At 66.0% G+C, this 19,837-nt stretch carries 18 protein-coding genes and 1 pseudogene; 9 read left to right on the top strand and 10 right to left on the bottom strand.

What is annotated here, in order from left to right; all coding sequences use genetic code 11:
* The first annotated feature begins 55 nt into the window (after nucleotides 1-55).
* The 8 genes and pseudogenes from U0177_RS11895 (at nucleotide 56) to U0177_RS11930 (ending at nucleotide 7,769) form a co-directional block, all read left to right on the top strand.
* The gene (locus U0177_RS11895) at nucleotides 56-526 is read left to right on the top strand and encodes a DinB family protein (protein WP_409570849.1); all 471 of its coding nucleotides are present in this window, start codon (nucleotides 56-58) and stop codon (nucleotides 524-526) included.
* Nucleotides 527-632: 106 nt separating this feature from the next.
* Complete coding sequence (gene gcvT / locus U0177_RS11900) at nucleotides 633-1,829, top strand: glycine cleavage system aminomethyltransferase GcvT (RefSeq protein WP_409570850.1); 1,197 nt, start codon at nucleotides 633-635, stop codon at nucleotides 1,827-1,829.
* A 120-nt stretch (nucleotides 1,830-1,949) separates the two neighbouring features.
* Nucleotides 1,950-3,083: pseudogene (gene solA / locus U0177_RS11905) on the top strand (N-methyl-L-tryptophan oxidase); the annotation flags it as partial.
* 265 nt (nucleotides 3,084-3,348) lie between these two features.
* On the top strand, nucleotides 3,349-4,344 hold the full coding sequence (locus U0177_RS11910; RefSeq protein WP_409570851.1) for a homocysteine S-methyltransferase family protein: 996 nt from the start codon (nucleotides 3,349-3,351) through the stop codon (nucleotides 4,342-4,344).
* Between the two features lie 123 nt (nucleotides 4,345-4,467).
* Entirely contained in the window at nucleotides 4,468-5,181 is a 714-nt protein-coding gene (locus tag U0177_RS11915) for a DUF1638 domain-containing protein (protein ID WP_409570852.1), read from the top strand.
* 72 nt (nucleotides 5,182-5,253) lie between these two features.
* Nucleotides 5,254-5,562: a virulence factor gene (locus U0177_RS11920; protein WP_409570853.1), complete on the top strand. Its 309-nt coding sequence runs from the start codon at nucleotides 5,254-5,256 to the stop codon at nucleotides 5,560-5,562.
* Nucleotides 5,563-6,043: 481 nt separating this feature from the next.
* A complete protein-coding gene (msrP, locus tag U0177_RS11925) occupies nucleotides 6,044-6,997 on the top strand; it encodes a protein-methionine-sulfoxide reductase catalytic subunit MsrP (protein ID WP_409570854.1) in 954 nt (317 codons plus the stop codon).
* A 94-nt stretch (nucleotides 6,998-7,091) separates the two neighbouring features.
* Nucleotides 7,092-7,769: a sulfite oxidase heme-binding subunit YedZ gene (locus U0177_RS11930; protein WP_409570855.1), complete on the top strand. Its 678-nt coding sequence runs from the start codon at nucleotides 7,092-7,094 to the stop codon at nucleotides 7,767-7,769.
* Nucleotides 7,770-7,881: 112 nt separating this feature from the next.
* On the opposite strand, the gene U0177_RS11935 is transcribed toward U0177_RS11930, so the two are convergent.
* Entirely contained in the window at nucleotides 7,882-8,514 is a 633-nt protein-coding gene (locus U0177_RS11935; protein WP_409570856.1) for a phosphatase PAP2 family protein, read from the bottom strand.
* Between the two features lie 94 nt (nucleotides 8,515-8,608).
* On the opposite strand from U0177_RS11935, the gene lhgO reads away from it, so the two are divergent.
* Complete coding sequence (gene lhgO / locus U0177_RS11940; protein WP_409570857.1) at nucleotides 8,609-9,838, top strand: L-2-hydroxyglutarate oxidase; 1,230 nt, start codon at nucleotides 8,609-8,611, stop codon at nucleotides 9,836-9,838.
* 74 nt (nucleotides 9,839-9,912) lie between these two features.
* On the opposite strand, the gene U0177_RS11945 is transcribed toward lhgO, so the two are convergent.
* From U0177_RS11945 to U0177_RS11985, 9 genes are all read right to left on the bottom strand, one after another.
* On the bottom strand, nucleotides 9,913-11,361 hold the full coding sequence (locus tag U0177_RS11945; protein ID WP_409570858.1) for a hypothetical protein: 1,449 nt from the start codon (nucleotides 11,359-11,361) through the stop codon (nucleotides 9,913-9,915).
* 296 nt (nucleotides 11,362-11,657) lie between these two features.
* The gene (locus U0177_RS11950) at nucleotides 11,658-12,212 is read right to left on the bottom strand and encodes a DapH/DapD/GlmU-related protein (protein WP_409570859.1); all 555 of its coding nucleotides are present in this window, start codon (nucleotides 12,210-12,212) and stop codon (nucleotides 11,658-11,660) included.
* A 37-nt stretch (nucleotides 12,213-12,249) separates the two neighbouring features.
* Nucleotides 12,250-13,221, bottom strand: a complete 972-nt coding sequence (locus U0177_RS11955) for a glycosyltransferase family 2 protein (RefSeq protein ID WP_409570860.1) — start codon at nucleotides 13,219-13,221, stop codon at nucleotides 12,250-12,252.
* A 22-nt stretch (nucleotides 13,222-13,243) separates the two neighbouring features.
* Nucleotides 13,244-14,038 (bottom strand): polysaccharide deacetylase family protein, encoded by a 795-nt coding sequence (locus U0177_RS11960; protein WP_409570861.1) that lies wholly within the window; start codon nucleotides 14,036-14,038, stop codon nucleotides 13,244-13,246.
* Entirely contained in the window at nucleotides 14,035-15,159 is a 1,125-nt protein-coding gene (locus tag U0177_RS11965) for a glycosyltransferase family 4 protein (RefSeq protein WP_409570862.1), read from the bottom strand. Before U0177_RS11965 ends, U0177_RS11960 begins: the two co-directional genes overlap by 4 nt.
* 73 nt (nucleotides 15,160-15,232) lie before the next feature.
* Nucleotides 15,233-16,318: a glycosyltransferase family 4 protein gene (locus U0177_RS11970; RefSeq protein ID WP_409570863.1), complete on the bottom strand. Its 1,086-nt coding sequence runs from the start codon at nucleotides 16,316-16,318 to the stop codon at nucleotides 15,233-15,235.
* 213 nt (nucleotides 16,319-16,531) lie between these two features.
* Complete coding sequence (locus tag U0177_RS11975) at nucleotides 16,532-17,698, bottom strand: DegT/DnrJ/EryC1/StrS family aminotransferase (RefSeq protein WP_409570864.1); 1,167 nt, start codon at nucleotides 17,696-17,698, stop codon at nucleotides 16,532-16,534.
* Complete coding sequence (locus U0177_RS11980) at nucleotides 17,695-18,678, bottom strand: NAD-dependent epimerase/dehydratase family protein (protein WP_409570865.1); 984 nt, start codon at nucleotides 18,676-18,678, stop codon at nucleotides 17,695-17,697. The genes U0177_RS11975 and U0177_RS11980 overlap by 4 nt, the downstream gene beginning before the upstream one ends.
* An 18-nt stretch (nucleotides 18,679-18,696) precedes the next feature.
* Nucleotides 18,697-19,797: a DegT/DnrJ/EryC1/StrS family aminotransferase gene (locus tag U0177_RS11985; protein WP_409570866.1), complete on the bottom strand. Its 1,101-nt coding sequence runs from the start codon at nucleotides 19,795-19,797 to the stop codon at nucleotides 18,697-18,699.
* Between the last annotated feature and the right edge of the window lie 40 nt (nucleotides 19,798-19,837).

The following is a 19,837-nucleotide window of genomic DNA, read 5'->3' on the forward strand; positions in this document are numbered from 1 at the left end:
AGGAAGGCCCTATGAACTTTGAGTCTTTGCGTCTTTGTGGCAAAGCGAGAAGTAAATGTCCCGACGCAGTGTCCTGATCGAATCGCTCGAGGCCACGCCGCGCGATCTGGCGCGCATGCTGCGCCGCCTGGACGACGCAGCGGCGCGCTGGCGCCCGGCGCCCGGCGAGTGGTGCGCCGCCGACGTCGTCGCGCACCTGGCCTATATCGAGGCGCCATACCTCGCACGGCTGCGCCGCGTCGTCGAGCAAGACAACCCGTTCGAGCCGTACCTGCACCCCGACGAGAGCGCCCACGACCTGGCGCGCCCGCTGGCCGAGCTGCTCGACGAGTTCGTGCGGCGCCGCGCCGAAACCGTGGCCTTTCTCCAGGGGCTCGAGCAGCGCGACTGGGGCCGCCCGCTGGTGCACGCCACGATCGGCGCGACCAAGCTCCGCGACCAGGTGCAAGAATTGGTAAGCCACGACAACACCCACCTTGCGCAGCTCGTGTCGCTGCGCGAGCAGCTGAAACCGTCGGCATCATAAACACCGTTTCTGCGTGCCGCTGTGGTACCCTAGCCCCGCCCAAGCGTACGGTACGCGCGAGGCCGGCGCCACCACCAGCACGCGGCCCAACTGAAAGGGAGCCTCTATGGCCGAACGTCGGACACCGCTCTACGAAAACCACATCCGCATGGGCGCGCAGATGGTCAAAGGCGGCGGCGACTACCTGTTCCCGCTGTCGTATGCCTCGCCGGTCGAAGAGCACGTCAACACCCGCACCAACGTCGGCATGCAAGATCTCTCGACCATGGGCGAGGTCGACGTCAAAGGCCCTGGCGCCGAGCGCCTGATCAACATGCTGCTGGTTAACGAGGTTCGCGACCTGCTGCCCGGCCAGGCGCGCTACTCGACCATGTGCCGCGACGACGGAGGCGTGGTCGACGACATCACGGTCTATAAGTTCAACGACGAGCACTTCATGGTCGTCACCAGCTCGGGGCCGCGCAAGAAGACCGCTCGCTGGATCGCCGACCACGCAATCGGCACCAGCACCTACGTCACCGACATCAGCGCGGCGGTGGCGCTGCCGGTGGTGCAGGGCCCGCGCTCGCGCGATTTCCTCAAGTCGGTTACGCAGGGCGCCGACGTCGACGCGCTCAAGTTCTTCCGCTTCGCTCCCGCCACCATCAACGAAACCGAGCTGCTGATCTCGCGCTCGGGCTACACCGGCGAGCTGGGCTACGAGCTGTACGCCCCGGCCGAAGAGGCCGGCGCGCTGTGGGAGTTCCTGCTGGCGCGCGGCCGCGAGTTCGGCCTCAAGCCCTACGGCGTGGCCGCCATGCAGTCGCTGCGCCTCGAAAAGGCGTTCCCGCTCTATGGCAACGACATCAACGAAGACTACACGCCATTCCACGTCGGGCTCGACCGCTGGATCCGCTTTGATAAGCGCGACTTCATTGGCCGCGAGGCGCTGCTGCGCGTGCAGGAGCAAGGCATCGCCGAGCGCTGGGTTGGCCTGACGCTGCAGGGCGAGCTGCCCGCCGTCGCAAACGCCAAGGTCTGGAGCATCGGCGCGGTGACGCCCAACGAAGAGAAGATTCTCAGCGGCCCCGAGGCCGGCACCAGCAAAGATCGCATCCTGCCGGCCGACGAGATCGGCCACGTCACGTTCAGCGAGCGCGGCCACACCCTCGGCAAGACGCTGGCGCTGGCCTACGTGCGCACCTCGCACGCCTGGCCCGGCAGCCGCGTGCTGGTGGAAGTGAAGGGCAAACCAGTGCCCGCCATCGTCACGCCCACCCCGTTCTTCGATCCGCAGGGCGCCCGCTTGCGCGCCAAGGCGTAACCGGTTAGCCACCAAGGCACCAAGTGTTCAAACTACTTGGTGTTTTGGCGTCCTGGTAGCAATCAATGCCTGGTCTTGTTTGTGTCTTGGTGTCTTGGTGGTAACAATAAAGGGTGTTATATGCAGCGCCTTACCAAACGCTTCAACACGATCGTGATCGGTGTCGGCGCGGCCGGCAGCGCCACGATCTACGAGCTGGCCAAGCGCGGCAAGCAGGTGCTTGGCCTCGAGCGCTTCGACATCCCGCACGAGATGGGCTCGTCGCACGGCCACACCCGCATCATCCGCCTGGCCTACTACGAGCACCCGACCTACGTGATGCTGCTGCACCGCTCGTACGAGCTGTGGCGCGAGATCCAGGGCCGCGCCGGCGAGCAGCTGCTGCACACGATCGGCTCGATCGACGCCGGCCCGCCCGACAGCCGCGTGTTCCAGGGCGCGCTGCAGTCGGCGATCGAGCACAACCTCGCCCACGAGGTGCTCACCGGCACCGAGATCGCCCAGCGCTTCCCCGGCTACCGCCTGCCGCACGAAACGCTGGCGCTCTACCAGCCGCAGGGCGGCTTCCTGGTGCCCGAGCGCTGCATTATCTCGTATGTCGAGGCTGCCCAGGCGCTTGGCGCCGAGGTGCACGGCCGCGAGCGCGTGCTCGAGTGGCAGCCGCTCGCCGACGGCGTGCGCGTCACCACCAACCGCGACGTCTACGAGGCCGACCGGCTGGTGATCACCGCCGGCGCCTGGAACAGCACGCTGCTGCCGCCGCTGGCCGGCCTGCTCACGCCCGAGCGCCAGGTGCTGGCCTGGCTCCAGCCGCGCCGCCCCGAGCACTTCACGCCCGCGCGCTTCCCGGTGTTCAACCTGCTGGTCGGCGAGGGCCGCTACTACGGCTTCCCGGTGTTCGGCATCCCCGGCTTCAAGTTCGGCCGCTACCACCACCTCGAAGAGGCGGTGAACCCCGAAACGCTCGACCGCGAGCCGAACGACTACGACGAGCAGCTGCTGCGCGAGTTCGCCGAGCGCTACTTCCCCGACGGCGCCGGCCCGACCATGACCATGCGCTCGTGCATGTTCACGAATACGCCCGACCGCCACTTCATCATCGATCTGCACCCGCAGTACCCGCAGGTGTCGTTTACGTCGCCGTGCTCGGGCCATGGCTTCAAGTTCGCCAGCGTCATCGGCGAGATCATGGCCGATCTGGCCGAGCGCGGCGAGTCGCGCCACAACATCGAGTTCTTCCGGCTCGCGCGCTTCCGCGCTGGCGCCCAGCCCGCCGCCCACGCCGCGCCCGCGCTGGCCCGCGCCAGCGACTTCGGCTCGGCCGCCCATGGCGCGCAGCGTGCCCTGCCCGCCCGCAGCTACGCGCCAGGCCACAGCGCAATCGCGCCGGCCGATCAGCTCGCCGCCGCGAGGGCCGCCGACGCGATCCGGCCGTTCTGGTGACGCAAACTGCAATTATCTGCTACAATCTGCCCATGCGCCACGCTCGCGCATCATATCGACAGCAAGGAATGAAGCCATGTCCAACCGTTTCCTCGATCTGATCCAGCGGGGCGGCCCGATCGTCGCCGATGGCGGCATGGGCACCATGCTGATGGCCGCGGGCCTGCTGTTTGGCGACCCGCCCGAGCTCTGGAATGTGCTGCCCGACAAGCAGCCGCACGTGCGCGCGGTGCACCGCGGCTACCTCGACGCCGGCGCGCAGATCATCCTCACCAATAGCTTCGGCGGCTCGCCATTCCGCCTGAAGCTGCATAACCTGCACGGGCGCGTGTTCGAGCTGAACCAGGCCGCCGCCGAGCTTGCCCGCGCCGAGGCCGGCGACGCCGCCGTGGTGGCCGGCTCGATCGGGCCGAGCGGCGAGCTGTTCGAGCCAATGGGCGCGCTCACCTACGATGCCGCCGTGGCCGGCTTTGCCGCCCAGGCGGCCGGCCTGGCCGCCGGCGGCGCCGACGTGCTGTGGGTCGAGACCATGAGCGACCTGCAGGAGGTGCGCGCGGCCGTGGCCGGCGCCCGCCAGGCCGCCCCGCAGCTGCCCATCGCCGCCACCATGACCTTCGACACGCGCGGGTTCACTATGATGGGCGTCAGCCCGGCCCAGGCCGTGGCCGAGCTGGGCGAGCTTGGGCTGGCGGCGTTCGGCGGGAACTGCGGCAACGGCACCGCCGAGATCGAAGGCGTGATCTTCGGCATGAGCCAGGCCGGCGCATCCGCCCCGCTGATCGCCAAAAGCAATGCCGGCCTGCCCGAGATGATCGACGGCCAGGCCGTGTACAACGGCACGCCCGCGATCATGGCCGAGTACGCCCGCCGCGTGCGCGCGCTCGGCGCCACGATCATCGGGGCGTGCTGCGGCAGCTCGCCCGCGCATGTCCGCGCGATCGCCCAGGCACTGCACACGCTGCCGCCGCTCGAGCTGGCTGGTATCGAGCTTGCCAGCGCGCCAGCGCAGCGCCAGTCGCCCGAGGCAACACGCCGCGCCCGCGACGACCGGCGCGCCCGCCGCAGCGCCTAGCTGGCTGCCGGCGCGCCGGTGGCAAACCGGCGGCTCGCCGCCAAAAAGAAGGCTCGGGGGCCGCTTCGCCACCCCGAGCCCCCGCCGCCTACATCCTGCCAGTGAGAGGCGTGCATCGAACACATGGCCAACCCAAAGCCCGAAACACACACCCCAGCAACCGCCTTCGTGCTCTGCGGCGCGCTGGCCCGCGAGGTCGTCGCAATCGTGCGGCGGCACGGCTGGGATGTGGCGCTGTTCGGCGTGGCGGCGAGCGATCACATGGTGCCGCAGCGCATCGGCCCCGATGTCGAGCGACGCCTGCGCGAGCTGATCCCGCGCTTCGAGCGCGTCGTGGTGGTGTACGGCGACTGCGGCACCGGCGGCCAGCTCGACGGCGTGCTCGATCGCTACAATGTGCCGCGCATCGCCGGCCCGCACTGCTACGAGATGTACGCCGGCCGCGATTTCGATCACATGATGGCGCACGAGCCCGGCACGTTCTTCCTTACCGACTTCCTGGTGCGCGGGTTCGAGGGCACCATCCTCAAGGGCCTCGGCCTCGACCGCTTCCCGGAGCTGCGCGATACCTACTTCGCCAACTATCGCCGGCTGGTCTACCTGGCGCAGAGCGACGACCCGGCGCTGGCCGCGAAAGCCAGCGCGGTCGCCAGCACGCTTGGGCTGCCACTCGAAATTCGGCCAACCGGCTACGGCCAGCTCGAGGCGCGCCTGGCCGAGCTCATGGCCGAGATTGCGCACGAGCGCTACCGGCCGCGCCTGGCCGAGCCGCTGCCCGAAGCCCCTGCGCCCCGCCCGCCGCGCGCCCGCCGCAACACCAGCCGCCAGCCCAAGTAGCCCCAGCCGCCTGCCCGCCCTATCACGGTCTCCGGCAGCACACGAAACACTCGCCATAGAAGGAGGAACGCAATGGCAACCTACCAAATACTCTACTGGGTCGACATCCCGGTGCAGGTGCGCGCCAAAGGCGAGGGCGGCCGCGCCAAAGCTGCGCTGCACGATCGCTTCCAGGAAGCCGTCGACCTCGCGGCTATGTCGGTCGGCTGGATCGGCTCCGACGAGTACACCGATGCCTACCACTGGGGCGACGAGCAGACGCGCGATGGCAGCGCTGCGAGCGTGGTCGACGCGGTCGTCGCCGAGATCGAATCCCAGCATCCGCGCGTCGACTGGCGCGCCACCGTCGCCAGCATCCGCGCAAAATCCGAAGCCGCCTAGCCCACTCGCCCCACGCAACCCGCCCGCGCCGCCCATGGCGCGGCGCGGCTACCCTACGCTGCGCCACCCTGGCGGCAGATCTTCCCCGCTCGCCGCTTCGTATATCAATTACAGGGCTTACGCGGTGTCCTCGCGCGTGGGAGGCTTGGAGGGCGCAAGCCCTCCAAAATCACTCTTTTTGGCTGGTCGCGACCACGGCGGTGGCCGCGACCAGCCAAGAAGTTCTCGGGGCGGCAAAGCCGCCCACGAACCCCACCGCGTAACTCGTATCTATTTATAGTAGCAGTTGCGTTGTTCGGCTTCTCGAAGCGGTGCATTTCGCCTGCGGCAGAGCTGGCGCGCAGGATTGGTTCATGCTGGGCATCGCACACTACGCCGCAATAAAGCTTGCTCGGCCTGTAAGATTTCCGTTATTTCTGCCTAATAATCGCCGGCTATAGTCTTCCTGGTACACAAATGCTAGCTCAAAGGGAGCATAACCATGGATACAATTCTCACCTCCGAGATCACGCCCGAGCACCTGTTTCGCACGCGCCGCCAGTTCATCCGCAGCGCGGGCGCGCTCTCGCTTGGCGCATTGGCACTCGCCGCCTGCGGCACCACTAGCACCCCGGCCGCGCCCGGCGCAAATGCCGCTACACCAGCGCCAGGCGCCACCAAAGGCACCACCGACGAGCTGGGCGATGCGCTCACGCCTTTCGACGCAGTCACCGGCTACAATAACTACTACGAGTTCACCACCGATAAAGAGGGCGTCGCGACGCTGGCCCAGAACTTTAAAACCACGCCGTGGACGCTCGAGGTTGGCGGGATGGTCAACAAGCCTCAGAAGATCGCGATCGAGGATCTGCTGAAGCGCTACCCCCAGGAGGAGCATGTCTATCGCCACCGCTGCGTCGAGGGCTGGTCAATGGTCATCCCCTGGACCGGCTTCGCACTGAACAAGCTGCTGAAGGACGCCGAGCCGGCCGCGGGCGCGAAGTATGTGCGCTTCGAGAGCATCATGCGCCCCGAGGAGATGCCCGGCCAGCAGAGCGGCTGGTACACCTGGCCGTACGTCGAGGGGCTGCGCCTCGATGAGGCCATGAACGACCTGGCGCTGCTGGTCACCGGCGTGTACGGCAAGCCCGCGCTGCCCCAGAACGGCGCGCCGCTGCGCCTGGCGGTGCCCTGGAAGTATGGCTTCAAGAGCATCAAGGCGATCGTGAAGATCGACCTGGTGGCCGACCAGCCAACCAGCCTGTGGATGGCCGCCGCGCCAAACGAGTACGGCTTCTTCGCCAACGTCAACCCGGCTGTGCCGCATCCGCGATGGTCGCAAGCTACCGAGCGGCGTATTGGCGAGCTATCGCGCCGTAAAACGCTGCCGTTCAATGGCTACGCCGACAAAGTCGCTCAGCTCTATACCAACATGGATCTGCGCGCCAACTACTAGGCGCCTATCTGGCATTCTTCCTACGCAGCGCGCACAACGCCAGGCCGAAACCATCTAGCCGCTTTGCGCGCGCTCCGTGCCTCAGAGAAAGCTTATGTCTGCTACGCCGCTGAAAAAAACGACTGCCTCGGCCGCCAGCAAGGCGCGTTTCGCGCCGCTGGGTATCGCGCCAGCCACCTGGCTGCGCATTGCAGTGCATATCGGTGCGCTCATCCCGCTCGCGCTGATCGTGTGGGATGCCTATCGCGGGCACCTGACGGCCAACCCGATCCAGGATATCACCTTCCGCACCGGCAAAACGGCGATCACGCTGCTGGTACTCTCGCTCGTCTGCACCCCGCTGAACACGCTGTTCGGCCTCAAGTTCGTGCTGCCGTCGCGCCGCCCGCTTGGGCTCTACGCGTTCTTCTACGTCTGCCTGCACCTGCTGATCTTCGCAGTGCTCGATTATGGCCTCGACTGGGGCCTCATCCAGCAGACGATCGCCGAAAAGCGCTACGTGCTGGTGGGCTTCGCGGCCTTTCTGCTGCTGCTGCCGCTCGCCGCTACTTCGACAAAAGGCTGGATGCGCCGGCTCGGGAAGCGCTGGAAGCAGCTGCACCGGCTGGTCTACCTGGCCGCAATCCTGGCAGTGGTGCATTTCGTCTGGCTTGTCAAGGCCGACATCCGCGAGCCGCTGGTGTACGGCGCAATTCTCGCGCTGCTGCTGGCGTTGCGGCTGGCGCCCGTACGCCGCGCAGCCGCGTCGCTGCGCGCCCGTATCGCGCGCTGAGCCATCTGGCGATTGTTCGGCATCCGTTCGCTTGAATGGAGCTTCGCCGGGCATTGCGCACGGCAACAAAACCTCGGGCGCGGCAAAGCCGCGCCCGAGGTTTTGCTGCATGCTAGCTGCGCTGGCCACCCCACCATCCTAGCGCGGCCAGGCAAGCCGCCAGCCACGCCAGGCCAAGCGCGTAGCCGCCTGCCACATCGCTCAGGTAGTGCTCGCCGAAGTATAGCCGCGTATAGCCCACCAGCAGCACCAGCGCCACCACGCCGGCCAGCGCCGCGCCACGCTGCTGGCGCGGGATGCGGGGAAATACTGCCCACAGCAGAAGCCCATATGTGATCGTCGCCATCATCGCGTGCCCGCTGGGGAAGCCGGTGTCGCGCCATAGCACAAACGGCGCGTGCAACGGCAGCCGTGGCGCGGCCATCAGCTGCCGCGCCGCGTAGTTGGCAACAAACCCGCCGCCCACCACCGCCAGCAGTATGGCCAGGTCGCGAAGCCGGCGCTGCAGCCACAGCCACACCACCAGCTCAAGCATCAGAAACACCAGGATCGAACGGCCAAATTCGCCAATGATCAGCAGCACGCTCTCGTAGCCGCCGCCATTGTCCGCATGCATACGCTGAGTCATCGCGAAATCTTGCTGCGTGAAGCCCGGCCGGTGTACCATCGCAGCCAGCGCGCCAAAGCCGATTATACTTATCAGTGCGATCAGCAGCCAGAGTGCAAGCATTGAACGAGACCGCATCATCTACTCCTCAACGGCGTTATATTCAACGAGAACACCATAATAAATGTTAACAGTACCAGATTCTGAAAAAAGCACAAGGAATCGTACGATCATGAGCCACGTAGGAAACGAAAGCGACCGCCGCGTCGACCTCGCGATCGTCGGCGCTGGTATCGTCGGGCTTGCAACGGCGCGCGAGCTGCTGCTGCGCTACCCAAAGCTGCGCCTCGCCGTGCTCGACAAAGAGCCGGCGATCGCCCAGCACCAGACTGGCCGCAACAGCGGGGTGATCCACTCCGGCCTGTACTACAAGCCTGGCTCGCTCAAAGCCCGCCTGTGCGTGCAGGGCGCCGCCGCCATGAAGCACTACTGCGAGGAGCGCAACATTCCGGTTAACGTCTGCGGCAAAGTTGTCGTCGCCACCACCCCCGGCGAGCTGCCGCGCCTGCACGAGCTCTACCAGCGCGGCCTGGCCAATGGCATCCCCGACCTTGAGCTGATCGGCCCCGAGCGGCTGCGCGAGATCGAGCCGCACGCCACTGGCCTTGAGGCGATCTACTCGCCAAGCACCGCGATCGTCGACTACCGCCGCGTCGCCGATGCCTACGCCGCCGATATCCGCGCCATGGGCGGCGAGGTGCTCACCGGCTACGAGGTCCGCCAGATCGCCAATACCGGCGGCCGCGTCTGGGTCGATTGCCCGGCCGGCATGATCGAGACGCGCTACCTGATCACCTGCGCCGGCGTCTATTCCGACCGCATGGCTGCGCTCAGCGGCGCCCCGCGCGAGCCCCGGATCGTGCCGTTTCGCGGCGACTACTACATCCTCGCGCCGTCGCAGCGCCACCTGATCAACGCGCTGATCTACCCGGTGCCCGACCCGGCCTTCCCGTTCCTGGGCGTCCACTCGACGCTGAAGATCGACGGATCGATGTGGCTCGGCCCCAACGCCGTGCTGGCGTTCGGCCGCGAGGGCTACCAGCGCTGGGATGTCAACCTGCCCGATCTGGCCGACGCGCTTGGCTATCGCGGTTTCCAGCGCCTGGCGCGTAGCTACTGGCGCGTCGGGATGGACGAAATGGTGCGCGATTGGAGCAAGCAGCTGTTCGTGGCCTCGGTGCAGCGCTTCGTCCCCGCAATCACCGCCGATGGCGTGGTGCCTGGCCCGGCTGGCATTCGCGCCCAGGCGCTCGCCCCCGACGGCAGCATGGTCGACGATTTCGTGTTCCACCAGGAAGGCCCGGTGATCCACGTACGCAACGCGCCATCGCCCGGCGCGACATCATCGCTCACGATCGCCGCGATGATCGGCGATATGGCCGCAAAGGTCTTTACGCTCTAGTTTGCCCGCTCAACACACTCGCCGGGCGAGCTACGCAGTATGGCTCGCCCGGCTTTGATTATCCCCGCTTGCGATTACTGCGCCCAGATGCTCAGGTCGCGCACCTGCCATTTGCCGCCCCACCAGTCGGTGCCACGAAACTGCACGCTCACCACGCCGGCCGGAAGAGGCATCCAGTACGAGCTGAAGTGGTCGTCGGCATGCAGCTTCTGCGCCTGCGGCGTAGCCGCCTGCCAGGTCGCGCCGCCGTCGAAGCTGGCCTCGATCGCACTGCCGATGCCCACGAAGCGCAGGTTCGCGTTCGCCGGAGCCGGCGCGGCAAAGGTCACGCCTGCCGCCGTGGTTGGGTCCACCACCCGGCGGTCGGCGCGCAGCAGTGTGAACGGCAGCGCCGGGCTGATGCTGATATTGTCCCAGTGCCACGTATTCGGCTGGCAGATACTGCCGCAGCCGTCCGATTTGGCCGGGTTATACGAGTGGTGGCCAAACTGCACCACGCCGCGATCCCAGCCCAGGTCGGCGATATTCGCGTCGACCCACGCCAGGTTATAGCCCGGCATACCAAACCGGATATGCGTCCGCGAGATGCGCAGCTCGAACGTGTCGCGGCGCTTCGCATCGGGCGTCAGCACGCTCTCGTACGCCACGATATTGCCCGGCAGGTCGGTCGTGGCGAAGTTCTTGATCACCGCCGCGCGAAAGCCTGTGCCGTTGTTCATCAGATCCATGCGCACATGCACCGCGTTGCGCGGCTCGCCCTGCAGGTCGGGCAGCCAGTCCTCAAGCGGCAGCTGCAGCTGATCCTGGTACGGCGAGATCCACAGGTCAACCCAATCGCGCTGCGAGGTGCGCAAGGTGCTCAGGTCGAAGCGGACCACTGCCTCGCCGCCCGAGAAATCGACCATCTGGTTTGGCGTCAGGTAGATCACGCCGTAGCCCTCGGCCTTGATCGCCGTCATCAGGTGGTCGCGGCACTGAAACACGGATTCGTCATACGAGCTGATCATATGCCGCGCCGGCTCGGGGCTGCAGTCGCTGCCGTGCATCGCCTCGATCGGCTCCAGCTGCTCCCAGGTGGCAATATCGCGCGAGTGCACCGTCACATCCCAGCTCGCCGGCTTCCACGGCTGCGGGCCGGCCGGCTGGCCGCTGAAGGGCTCCAGAAATGTGCGCGCCGCGCCGGGGTCGCCCGGCGCTGTGGTTGCGGTCGGCGCGGCGGGCGCCGCAGTTGGCACGGCCACCGTGGTCGCAGTTGGCGCTGCCGGCAGCCTGGTGGCCGTGGCGGCTATGGTCGCAGTCGCGGTCGCTGCAGTGGCCGCGCACCTCACCGCCGACTGCTGGCCACGCACCTGGCCGCTGAGCTTCGTCGGGCAGCTAAGCGTTATCGTATCGCCGGGCGCAAGCGTGAAGCTCTGCTGCCCCGCCCACGACGAGCGGGTAGCCAGCGGAATAATCAGGGTCGCGAGCAGCGCGCCCGTAAACAGCAGCGCACACGAGCGCACGAGTGGCTTGATCGAATTCACGATGCATGCTCCTTTACCGTTTATTCACCTTCGTCCTCGGCGTTACGGTAGCATGCACCCGCACGGTCGTCTATTGACATATGCTCGCAATCTGCGCGCGCCGCACTCGCGCTGTGGTGACGGCGCCCACACAGGCAATTCCGCTCCCTATTGCGCTGGATCGCCCCCGTACGCCGCACGCTCGTAGCCGGGCACATGTGCCAGCAGCATTGCCAGGCGTGCCAGCTCTGCTCCCAACAGGTCGCGCCGGGGCGCTGCAGCGCCCCGGCGCGAGGTGCGACTTGCTATCACATTGCCTACCCGGCGATCTCGCGCTCGGTCAGCGCACGCGCTTCGTCCTGGCTGGCGCAGCGCGTGCCGCCCGCGCTGACGTAGCCGATCACGCGCGCCGGGTTGCCCACCACCACCGCGTGGTCGGGCACATCGTGCGTCACCACCGAGCCCGAGCCGACCAGCGCCCAGCGCCCAATCGTCACGCCCGTGACTACCACCGTGCCAGCGCCCAGCGCGGCGCCATAGCGCACCTGTGTCTGGCCCACGTGCCAGTCGTCGGCGCTCTTCAGCGTGCCATTCGGGTTGATCGCGCGCGGGATGCGATCGTTGGTGAAGATCACGTGCGGGCCAATGAACACGCCATCCTCCACCGTCAGCCCAACATATAGCGAAGCATTATTCTGGATCTTCACATTATCGCCGACCGTCACGTCACACTCGACATACACGTTCCGCGCGATGATGCAGTTGCGGCCAATGCGCGCGCGCTCGCGGATCTGCACATGGCTCCACACGCGCGTGCCTGCGCCGATCTCGGCGGCCGGAGATACTTCAGCAGTCGGGTGAATGGTTGCCATCGTTTCTTTCCTTTTTGCAATCTCCAAAAGGCAACGCCTACAGCGCGCCTGGCGTGGCGCCGGCGCTGCCGCGCGCCGGCGAGCGCAGCGGCCAGCTGCGCAGGCAGCCCAGCAGCGCGTGCGGCACCGAGCAGCGAAATGCATAATACAGGCTGCGGTACGCCCGGCCACGCTCGCCGTCGGCCCAGTTCTGCCCGGCATACTGCAAGAATACCGTGGCCCACCACCCACGATGCCGCCACAATATCGGCTGCAGCCGCAGCCGCTTGGCCAGCCCAAGCGGCCGAGTATGCCGGTGAAAGATCGTCACCATTGCCGGAAATCGCCGCCACGCCAGCTGCTCCTCGGCCGTGGCGCGCTGCCGAAACAGCATCACCGGCTGCTCGACCCGGCCGATCGGGTGGCGGCGTGCGACGCGCAGCAGCCAATCCCAATCGGTGTCGCCAGACAGCGTTGGATCCATATCGCCAGCTTCGGTCGCCGCCGCGCGGCGCGTCAGGATCGTCCCTACCTGCGGCCAGTAGGTCAGCAGCTCCTCAAACAGCCAGCCCGACGGCAGCGGCCCAGCCGGAACCGGCTCGCCAAATGGCCGCAGATTCGCGTCGGCCAGCAGCGCCTGAGCGTGCACCGCGCCAAACTCGGGATGCCGCGCGAACAGTTCCAGCTGCGCCACGGCGTTGCCCGGCAGCCAGGCGTCGTCGTCGTCGAGCAGCGTCACGAAGTCGCCGCGCGCGGCGTGCAGGCCGGCGTTGCGCGCGCGGGCCATGCCCACGCCGCCGGCCTGCAGGTACACCACCGGGTAGCGGCGCGTCAGATCGGCCGTGTCGTCGGTCGAGCCATCGTCGACCACGATCAGCTCAAGCTCGAACGCCTCGTGCCGCGCGGCCAGCACGCTCTCAATCGCCTCCTTCAACGGTTTCGAGCGATTGCGCGTGGTGATAATCACCGACACCAGCGGCCGGCTTGGCGCCTCAGCCGGGCCAGCGGCGGTGTGGGCAGAAGTTGCCATTGCTCTGCTCCCGTTCAGCTGGCTAGCGCTGCTTTGCCGGCGCCGTAGAGCCCGGCGCGGCTGCTGCCTGGGCTCGGCCCGGCGCCTGGTCGAGCGGCGCATACGCCGGGATTCCCAGCAGCTCGGGCACCGTCACGAACTCATAGCCATCGGCGCGCAGCGCCGGCACGATCCGCTTGATCGCGTGGGTGGTCTCGGTCTTATGCCAGTACTGCACGCCGGCATTCGCGTCGTGGAATAGCAGGATCGAGCCAGGCCGGGTGATCTTCCGCGCGTCTTCGGCCACCATCGCGCCGTCAGGCTCGGGCAGCTTCCAATCCAGCGTATACACATCCCAGCCGATCACAGCGTAGCCGCGCTGCGTGAGCCGCCGGCCCTCCCAGGGCGTGAGCCAGCCCCACGGCGGGCGGTACAGCCGCGGCCAGCAGCCAATCACCTCGCTAATGATCTGGGCGCCGCCGTCGATATGCCGAAAGTCGTTACCGGGCCGGATCCCGGCCTTGCGGCTGTGCTCAAGCGAGTGGTTGGCGATCACATGCCCGGCCTGAAACGCGCGCTGCACAACATCAGGGTGCCAGCGCGTATTCACGCCAACACAGAAGAACGTGCCCTTGACATCGAGCTCGCCCATCGCGTCGAGCAGCTCTTCGGTGCATGGCTTGCTCGGACCGTCGTCGAATGTGAGCGCCACCTTGCGCACATTGCGCGGCCCGTGGTTACGAAAATAGCCGCTGCCGCCATAGGGCGGGCTCAGCAGCAGCGTGCCGGTTTTATTCACAGCCGTAGTAATCAGTTGTTTTGGGTTGAACGATGTCATACTTCGTCGCTCCTTTCTACACGAGCCTTGAGATTCGGCAGCGTGTGCTCATCGGCAAGCTGCCTCAGGTAGCCAAACGTGCGCGCCGCGTTCCGCCGCACATCAAACCGCTGTTCCGCCAGCGCCCGCGATTGGATCCCCATTGCCACGCGCCGCTGCTCGTCGGCGAACACTCCGGCGATCGCCTGCCCCAGCTCAGCCGCGTTATCGCTCGGCACAATAAAGCCGTTCCCGCCAACATCGACGATGTCGGCGACTCCGCCGACATCGCTGGTGATCACGGGCAGCCCGGCGCCCATCGCCTCAACTGTGGCGATGCCAAAGCACTCGCCCAAGCTCGGCAGCACAAACAAGTCGCTTTGGTGGTAAAGCTTGAGCAATTCGGCCGAGTTCGGCTGCATGTTGTGGTAGACATACACCCCCGGCGCGGTGTCTACCGCCTCGCGCGTCACAATGTGCAGCTCATATGCCCCGGCGGCCTGGTGCCGAAACCACTCCAGCAGCACAGGCCCGCCCTTTCTCCGAAAGTCACCGCCGACAAACAGAATCCGCCGCGGCTGGCTCGCGTCGCGCTCGGCGCGCTCGGGCGCGGGCTTCCAGAAATCAAGCTTGATGCCCGGCGGGTTGACAATCACCTTGTTCGGATCAGCGCCGTAGTCGCGAATTGCCGAGTCTTTGGCCCAGTTCGACCATGCCTGCAGCAATGCGGCGGCCTCCATCATCCGCTGCGAAAGCCGCCATTTGAGCTGCGCCACCGGCTTAGGGTCGGGGCTGCCGGTTGAATAGGCCGCCATCTGGTCGATCTGATGCGGGGTCGAGTCGAAGTCGATCATCGTCGGGATGTGCCTGAATGTACGCGAAAAGAACACCCCGACCGACGCATTGCTGAACAGTGCGTCGAAGCGCTGCCCCCGGAGCGCTTTGTGCGTCTCCCAGGCGCCCCGCGATATGCCTGAAAAATATGTTGGTACAAACGGCACAACGCGCTCACGCAGCTTCTCGATTGCGCCGCCAGATTTATAATAGTGAATCTCGTACCAGCTTGCGTTGAACTCAGGTTCAGTTTGAGCCGCCTCGCGCAGGTTGTGATAGTTCGTCACATGCCCGGCGATCTGATCCATCAAAAATCCTATACGGTAAGCCATAGCTTTCATTCACTCCTAATCACCTCGGCGAGCTATACACCCACTCCTATCACCTCGGCGAGCTATACAGCTTGCCAAGCGCCAGCGCCACCTGCTGAGCCGAAAAGGTATCGGCGATGCGCTGACGCGCTGCATTGCCCATCCGCTCGCGCAGCTCGGCATCCTGCAGCAGCTCCGTCACATAGGTGGCGATCGAGGCCGGGTCGCGCGGCGTGGCGCAGAAGCCGCTCTCGCCATGCACCACTGCCTCACCTTCGCCGCCAAACGTAATCACCACAGCCCGGCGCATCGCCATCGCTTCGAGTAGCCCAATCGACATCGAGCCAACCGGCACCGGCAGCACAAACACATCGATCAGCCCGAGGTACGGCCGTGGGTCGCTCTGGAAGCCGACAAAGCGCACATACTCCGCAAAGCCCAGCCGCTCGGCCTGAGCCTCCAGCTCAGCGCGCAGCGATCCATCGCCGACCATCAGCAGGTAGGCATTCGGGCACGCGGCCCGGATCGCCGGCATCGCGTCGAGCAGGTAGTTCAGCCCCTTCTCGGGCTCGAAGCGTACCACCGTGCCGATCAGCAGCGCGTCGTCGGGAAGCTGGTGCTTGGCGCGCAAGCTCGCGAGCGTGCTGTCGGGAATAGGCGGGAAGTCGTCGAGATCGACGCCGTTGTTCACCACCAGCGTACGGCTCTCGGGCGTGTAGATATACTGTGCACGCGCCTCGTAGTTCTTCTTCGACACACACACAATCCCGTCGACCAGGCGGCTGATCACCGAGCGAACCACGCGCTCAGCCAGCGGCAGCGCATAGTCGGGCGCAAGGTGCTCGGTGACATAGACGCGTTTCACGCCGGCCAGGCGCGCCGCCAGCAGCGCGAAGATCTGCCCGCGAAATGTCGTCGAGTGCATGTGCATCACGTCGATCCGCCAGGTACGCAGGTAGTGGTACATTCGCAGCGTCTCGCGGGCTAGCTTGCGCAGGCCATAGCGCCGATCGGGCGTAACCTTGGCGATGTGATCCGACTCGTGCGCGAGCGAGCTGTAGAATGGCTCGGTGGCCTGCCACTCGGGGCAAATGCTGAACACCTCGAAGCGCTCGCGGTTCAGGTGCCGCGCGAGCAGCTCGACATGCTCTTCCATACCGCCAACCGCAATACTATTAGTAAAGAGCAACACCTTTGTTCGAGCGCTCGATCGCGCGGTTTGATTGCTCTGCAGCGATACGATCGATTTACTCATATGTCTCACGTCCCCCTTTGTTTCTAGCATAGGTTGTTCAGTTGCTCATTCCTGCCTTCGAAAGCCGCAAGAATGAGCAACTGACGTGCTCAAGCATGCGGGCGCTGCTTGATGCTAGCGCTTCGCACAGGCCTCGCGCACTACGTCGCACACGTACGCCTGATCCTCGGCATCCAGCTGCGGAAAGAGCGGCAGGATGATCGTCCGATCCTGCGCGCGCTCCGACTCGGGCAGGCTGAAGTCGCGCGCGGCTTCGCGGTAGGGCGCCTCGCGGTGAGCGCACATAATGCCACGGCGGCTGGCCACCCCCCGGTCGAGCAGGTACTGCATCACGGCGCGCTGATCGCACCACTCGGGCAGGCGCACGCTGTAGCTCTGCCAGTTGCTGCGCGCCCACGCCGGCTCGGCGGGCGGCTGCAGGCCCGGCACATCGGCCAGCAGCTGAGCATACCGCTCGGCCAGCCGCCGTCGCGCCGCCACGATCTCGGGCAGGCGCTTGAGCTGCTCGCGGCCCACTGCGGCCTGAATGTCCGTCATCCGGTAGTTGAAGCCGATCGTGGCGTGCTCTTCAAAAATCACCTCGCGCGCCGAGTGGCGCACGCGGTCGTTCACGCTCATGCCGTGCTGCCGCAGCAGCCGGAACTGCGCGTCATGCTCGGGATGGTTGGTCGTGAGCATACCGCCGTCGCCGGTGCTGATAACTTTGCGCGGGTGAAACGAAAAGCACGCGATATCGCCGTGCGGCTTGCCAATGCGCTGCCATACGCCATCGAAGAGGATCTCGCTGCCGCTGGCACAGGCCGCGTCCTCGATCACCGGCAGGCCGTGGCTGCGCGCCACCTCCAGGATCGCCGGCATATCGCAGGGCATGCCAATCTGGTGGACGCACAGTATCGCGCGGGTGCGGGGCGTGATCGCCGCCGCGATCAGCGCCGGGTTCATGTTCTGTGTGGCAGGGTCGATATCGATGAACACCGGCCGGGCCTGGCAGTAGTGGATGCTATTCGCCGTGGCGATATACGAGTGGCTAACGGTGATCACCTCGTCGCCGGGCTGCACGCCCACCGCCAGCAGCGCCAGGTGTAGCGCGGTGGTGCAGTTCGATACAGCGCAGGCATGCGCGGCCCCGGTATACTGCGCGAACTCGCGCTCGAACGCCGCTACCTCAGGCCCCTGCGTAATCCAGCCCGACATGATCGGCCGCTTCGCCGCCTCGGCCTCGAGCTCGCCCATCACAGTTTTTGCCAGCGGAATATTGCGCGTCGTGCTCGCGGCGGTCATGCGCTCACCTCGTTCTTCTGGCTGCGCCACCACGCCACCAGCCGCCGCAAACCTTCCTCCAGGTCGATCTGCGCCTCGAAGCCGATCCGCTCGCGCGCCAGCGCCGTGCTGGCCAGGCGGCGCGGCACCGGGTTGACTTTGCGCTCGGGGCCATACTCGGGATGCATATCGACGCCCATCACCCGCATCAGCGCGTACGCCAGGTCGTTCAGGCTGGTTTCGACACCGCTCGCGACATTGAATACCTCGTCGGTGGCCGCCGACTCGGCCGCCAGCAGGTTGGCGCGCGCGATGTCTTCCACAAACACGAAGTCCATGGTCTGCTTGCCATCGCCAAAGATCAGCGGCGGCTTGCCTTCGAGGATGCGATCCATCCAGCGGATCAGCACCTCGGTGTACGCGCCGTAGATGTCCATACGCGGGCCATACACGTTGAAGTAGCGCAGCGCCACGTAATTCAGGCCGTACATATCATTGAAGCTGCGCAGCAGGCCCTCGTTGAACGCCTTCAGCGCGCCGTAGATCGTGCGGTTGTTGTAGGGATGGTGCCGCTCAGTGGTGGGGAACTCGTCGGCCAGGCCTAGCACCGACGCCGACGACGAGGCGATCACCTTTTGTACGCCGGCCTTCACTGCGGCCTCAAGCACATTAAATGTGCCATCGCCCAGCACCTCTAGCGCCAGCCGCGGATCCTCGGCGCACTGCGTGATCCGAATGGCCGCCAGGTGAAATACCTGATCGATGCCTTTGGTCACCTCGGCCAGCAGGCTGCGGTCGCGGATATCGCCCTCGACGATCGTAATCGGCCCGCGCGCCAGCGCCGCTGCCAGGTTCTCGCGCCGGCCGCGCACAAAGTTGTCGATCACGACGATCTCGCCCACCGCGCCGCGCTCGTAGCGATCCATCAGCAGATCGACAATGTGCGAGCCGATCAGGCCCGCGCCGCCGGTGACGAGCACTCGCTTTGCTGTGTTGCTCACAGTTTTCCTCCTTCGTTACTACTGCTCTGACCATTCGCGCAGCGCTGTGACGACCACATCCTGCTGCTCCGGCTGTAGCTCGGGGAACATTGGCAGCGAAAGCACCTCGTTGGCCGCCAGCTCGGAATGTGGGAAATCGCCGGCCTTGTGGCCAAGCTCGGCGAACGCGCGCTGCAGGTGCACCGGGATCGGGTAGTGGATGCCGGTGCTCACGCCGCGATCGTGCAAATACGACTGCAGCGCGTCGCGCTGGGCGTGGCGGATGGCGTAGATGTGGTACACGTGCCGCCGATCGGCCGCAGCTGCCGGCACGCCATACGCCCCGCCGCCGATCAGCGCGTCGTAGCGCGCGGCGTGGCTGCGGCGCGCCTCGGTCCACTGCTCGATGTAGCGCATCTTGACGCCGAGAACCGCGCCCTGCACGCCTTCAAGCCGGTAGTTGAAGCCCTTCAGGTCGTGGTAGTAGCGCCGCTCAGCGCCCCAATCGCGTAGCATACGCACCTTGCGGGCAAACTCGGGGTTGTTGGTCGTCACCGCGCCGCCTTCACCATACGCGCCCAGGTTCTTGCCCGGGTAGAAGCTGAAGCATCCCAAGTCGCCAATGCTCCCGACTCGCTTGCCGTGATATTCTGCGCCGTGGGCCTGCGCCGCGTCTTCGATCACCAGCAGGCCGTGCTTGCGCGCAATCGCCATGATCGCATCCATGTCGGCCGGCTGGCCATACAGGTGTACCGGCAGAATCGCCTTGGTGCGCGGCGTGATCGCCGCCTCGATCTGCTGCGGGTCGATCGTGAACGATGCCGGGTCAATATCCACAAACACAGGCTTGGCGCCAGTGTAATCGATCGCCGACACCGTCGCGATGAATGTGAACGGCGTGGTGATCACCTCGTCGCCGTGGCCGATCCCGGCCGCCAGCAGCGCCAGGTGCAGCGCGCTAGTGCCGGTGTTCACGCCCATCGCGTAGCTGGCCTGGCAGTAGCTCGCGAACTGCGCCTCAAACGCGGCCACGGCACTGCCAAGCACAAACTGGCTGCTCTCGAGCACGCCCAGCACTGCCGCGTTCACCTCGTCCTTGATCGACTGATATTGGGCCTTGAGATCGACAAATGGGATCATTGGCTGTTCCTTTTTCAATGCCGCCTCAAGCGGCTGCAAT

It is taken from the genome of Kouleothrix sp., assembly GCF_046328425.1.
In the GTDB taxonomy this organism is placed as follows: Bacteria; Chloroflexota; Chloroflexia; order Chloroflexales; family Roseiflexaceae; genus Kouleothrix.

Coding starts and splice junctions, on each gene's coding strand:
- U0177_RS11895 (WP_409570849.1), top strand. CDS start 56: ATGTCCCGACGCAGTGTCCTGATCGAATCGCTCGAGGCCACGCCGCGC.
- gcvT (WP_409570850.1), top strand. CDS start 633: ATGGCCGAACGTCGGACACCGCTCTACGAAAACCACATCCGCATGGGC.
- U0177_RS11910 (WP_409570851.1), top strand. CDS start 3,349: ATGTCCAACCGTTTCCTCGATCTGATCCAGCGGGGCGGCCCGATCGTC.
- U0177_RS11915 (WP_409570852.1), top strand. CDS start 4,468: ATGGCCAACCCAAAGCCCGAAACACACACCCCAGCAACCGCCTTCGTG.
- U0177_RS11920 (WP_409570853.1), top strand. CDS start 5,254: ATGGCAACCTACCAAATACTCTACTGGGTCGACATCCCGGTGCAGGTG.
- msrP (WP_409570854.1), top strand. CDS start 6,044: ATGGATACAATTCTCACCTCCGAGATCACGCCCGAGCACCTGTTTCGC.
- U0177_RS11930 (WP_409570855.1), top strand. CDS start 7,092: ATGTCTGCTACGCCGCTGAAAAAAACGACTGCCTCGGCCGCCAGCAAG.
- U0177_RS11935 (WP_409570856.1), bottom strand. CDS start 8,514: ATGCGGTCTCGTTCAATGCTTGCACTCTGGCTGCTGATCGCACTGATA.
- lhgO (WP_409570857.1), top strand. CDS start 8,609: ATGAGCCACGTAGGAAACGAAAGCGACCGCCGCGTCGACCTCGCGATC.
- U0177_RS11950 (WP_409570859.1), bottom strand. CDS start 12,212: ATGGCAACCATTCACCCGACTGCTGAAGTATCTCCGGCCGCCGAGATC.
- U0177_RS11955 (WP_409570860.1), bottom strand. CDS start 13,221: ATGGCAACTTCTGCCCACACCGCCGCTGGCCCGGCTGAGGCGCCAAGC.
- U0177_RS11960 (WP_409570861.1), bottom strand. CDS start 14,038: ATGACATCGTTCAACCCAAAACAACTGATTACTACGGCTGTGAATAAA.
- U0177_RS11965 (WP_409570862.1), bottom strand. CDS start 15,159: ATGGATCAGATCGCCGGGCATGTGACGAACTATCACAACCTGCGCGAG.
- U0177_RS11970 (WP_409570863.1), bottom strand. CDS start 16,318: ATGGAAGAGCATGTCGAGCTGCTCGCGCGGCACCTGAACCGCGAGCGC.
- U0177_RS11975 (WP_409570864.1), bottom strand. CDS start 17,698: ATGACCGCCGCGAGCACGACGCGCAATATTCCGCTGGCAAAAACTGTG.
- U0177_RS11985 (WP_409570866.1), bottom strand. CDS start 19,797: ATGATCCCATTTGTCGATCTCAAGGCCCAATATCAGTCGATCAAGGAC.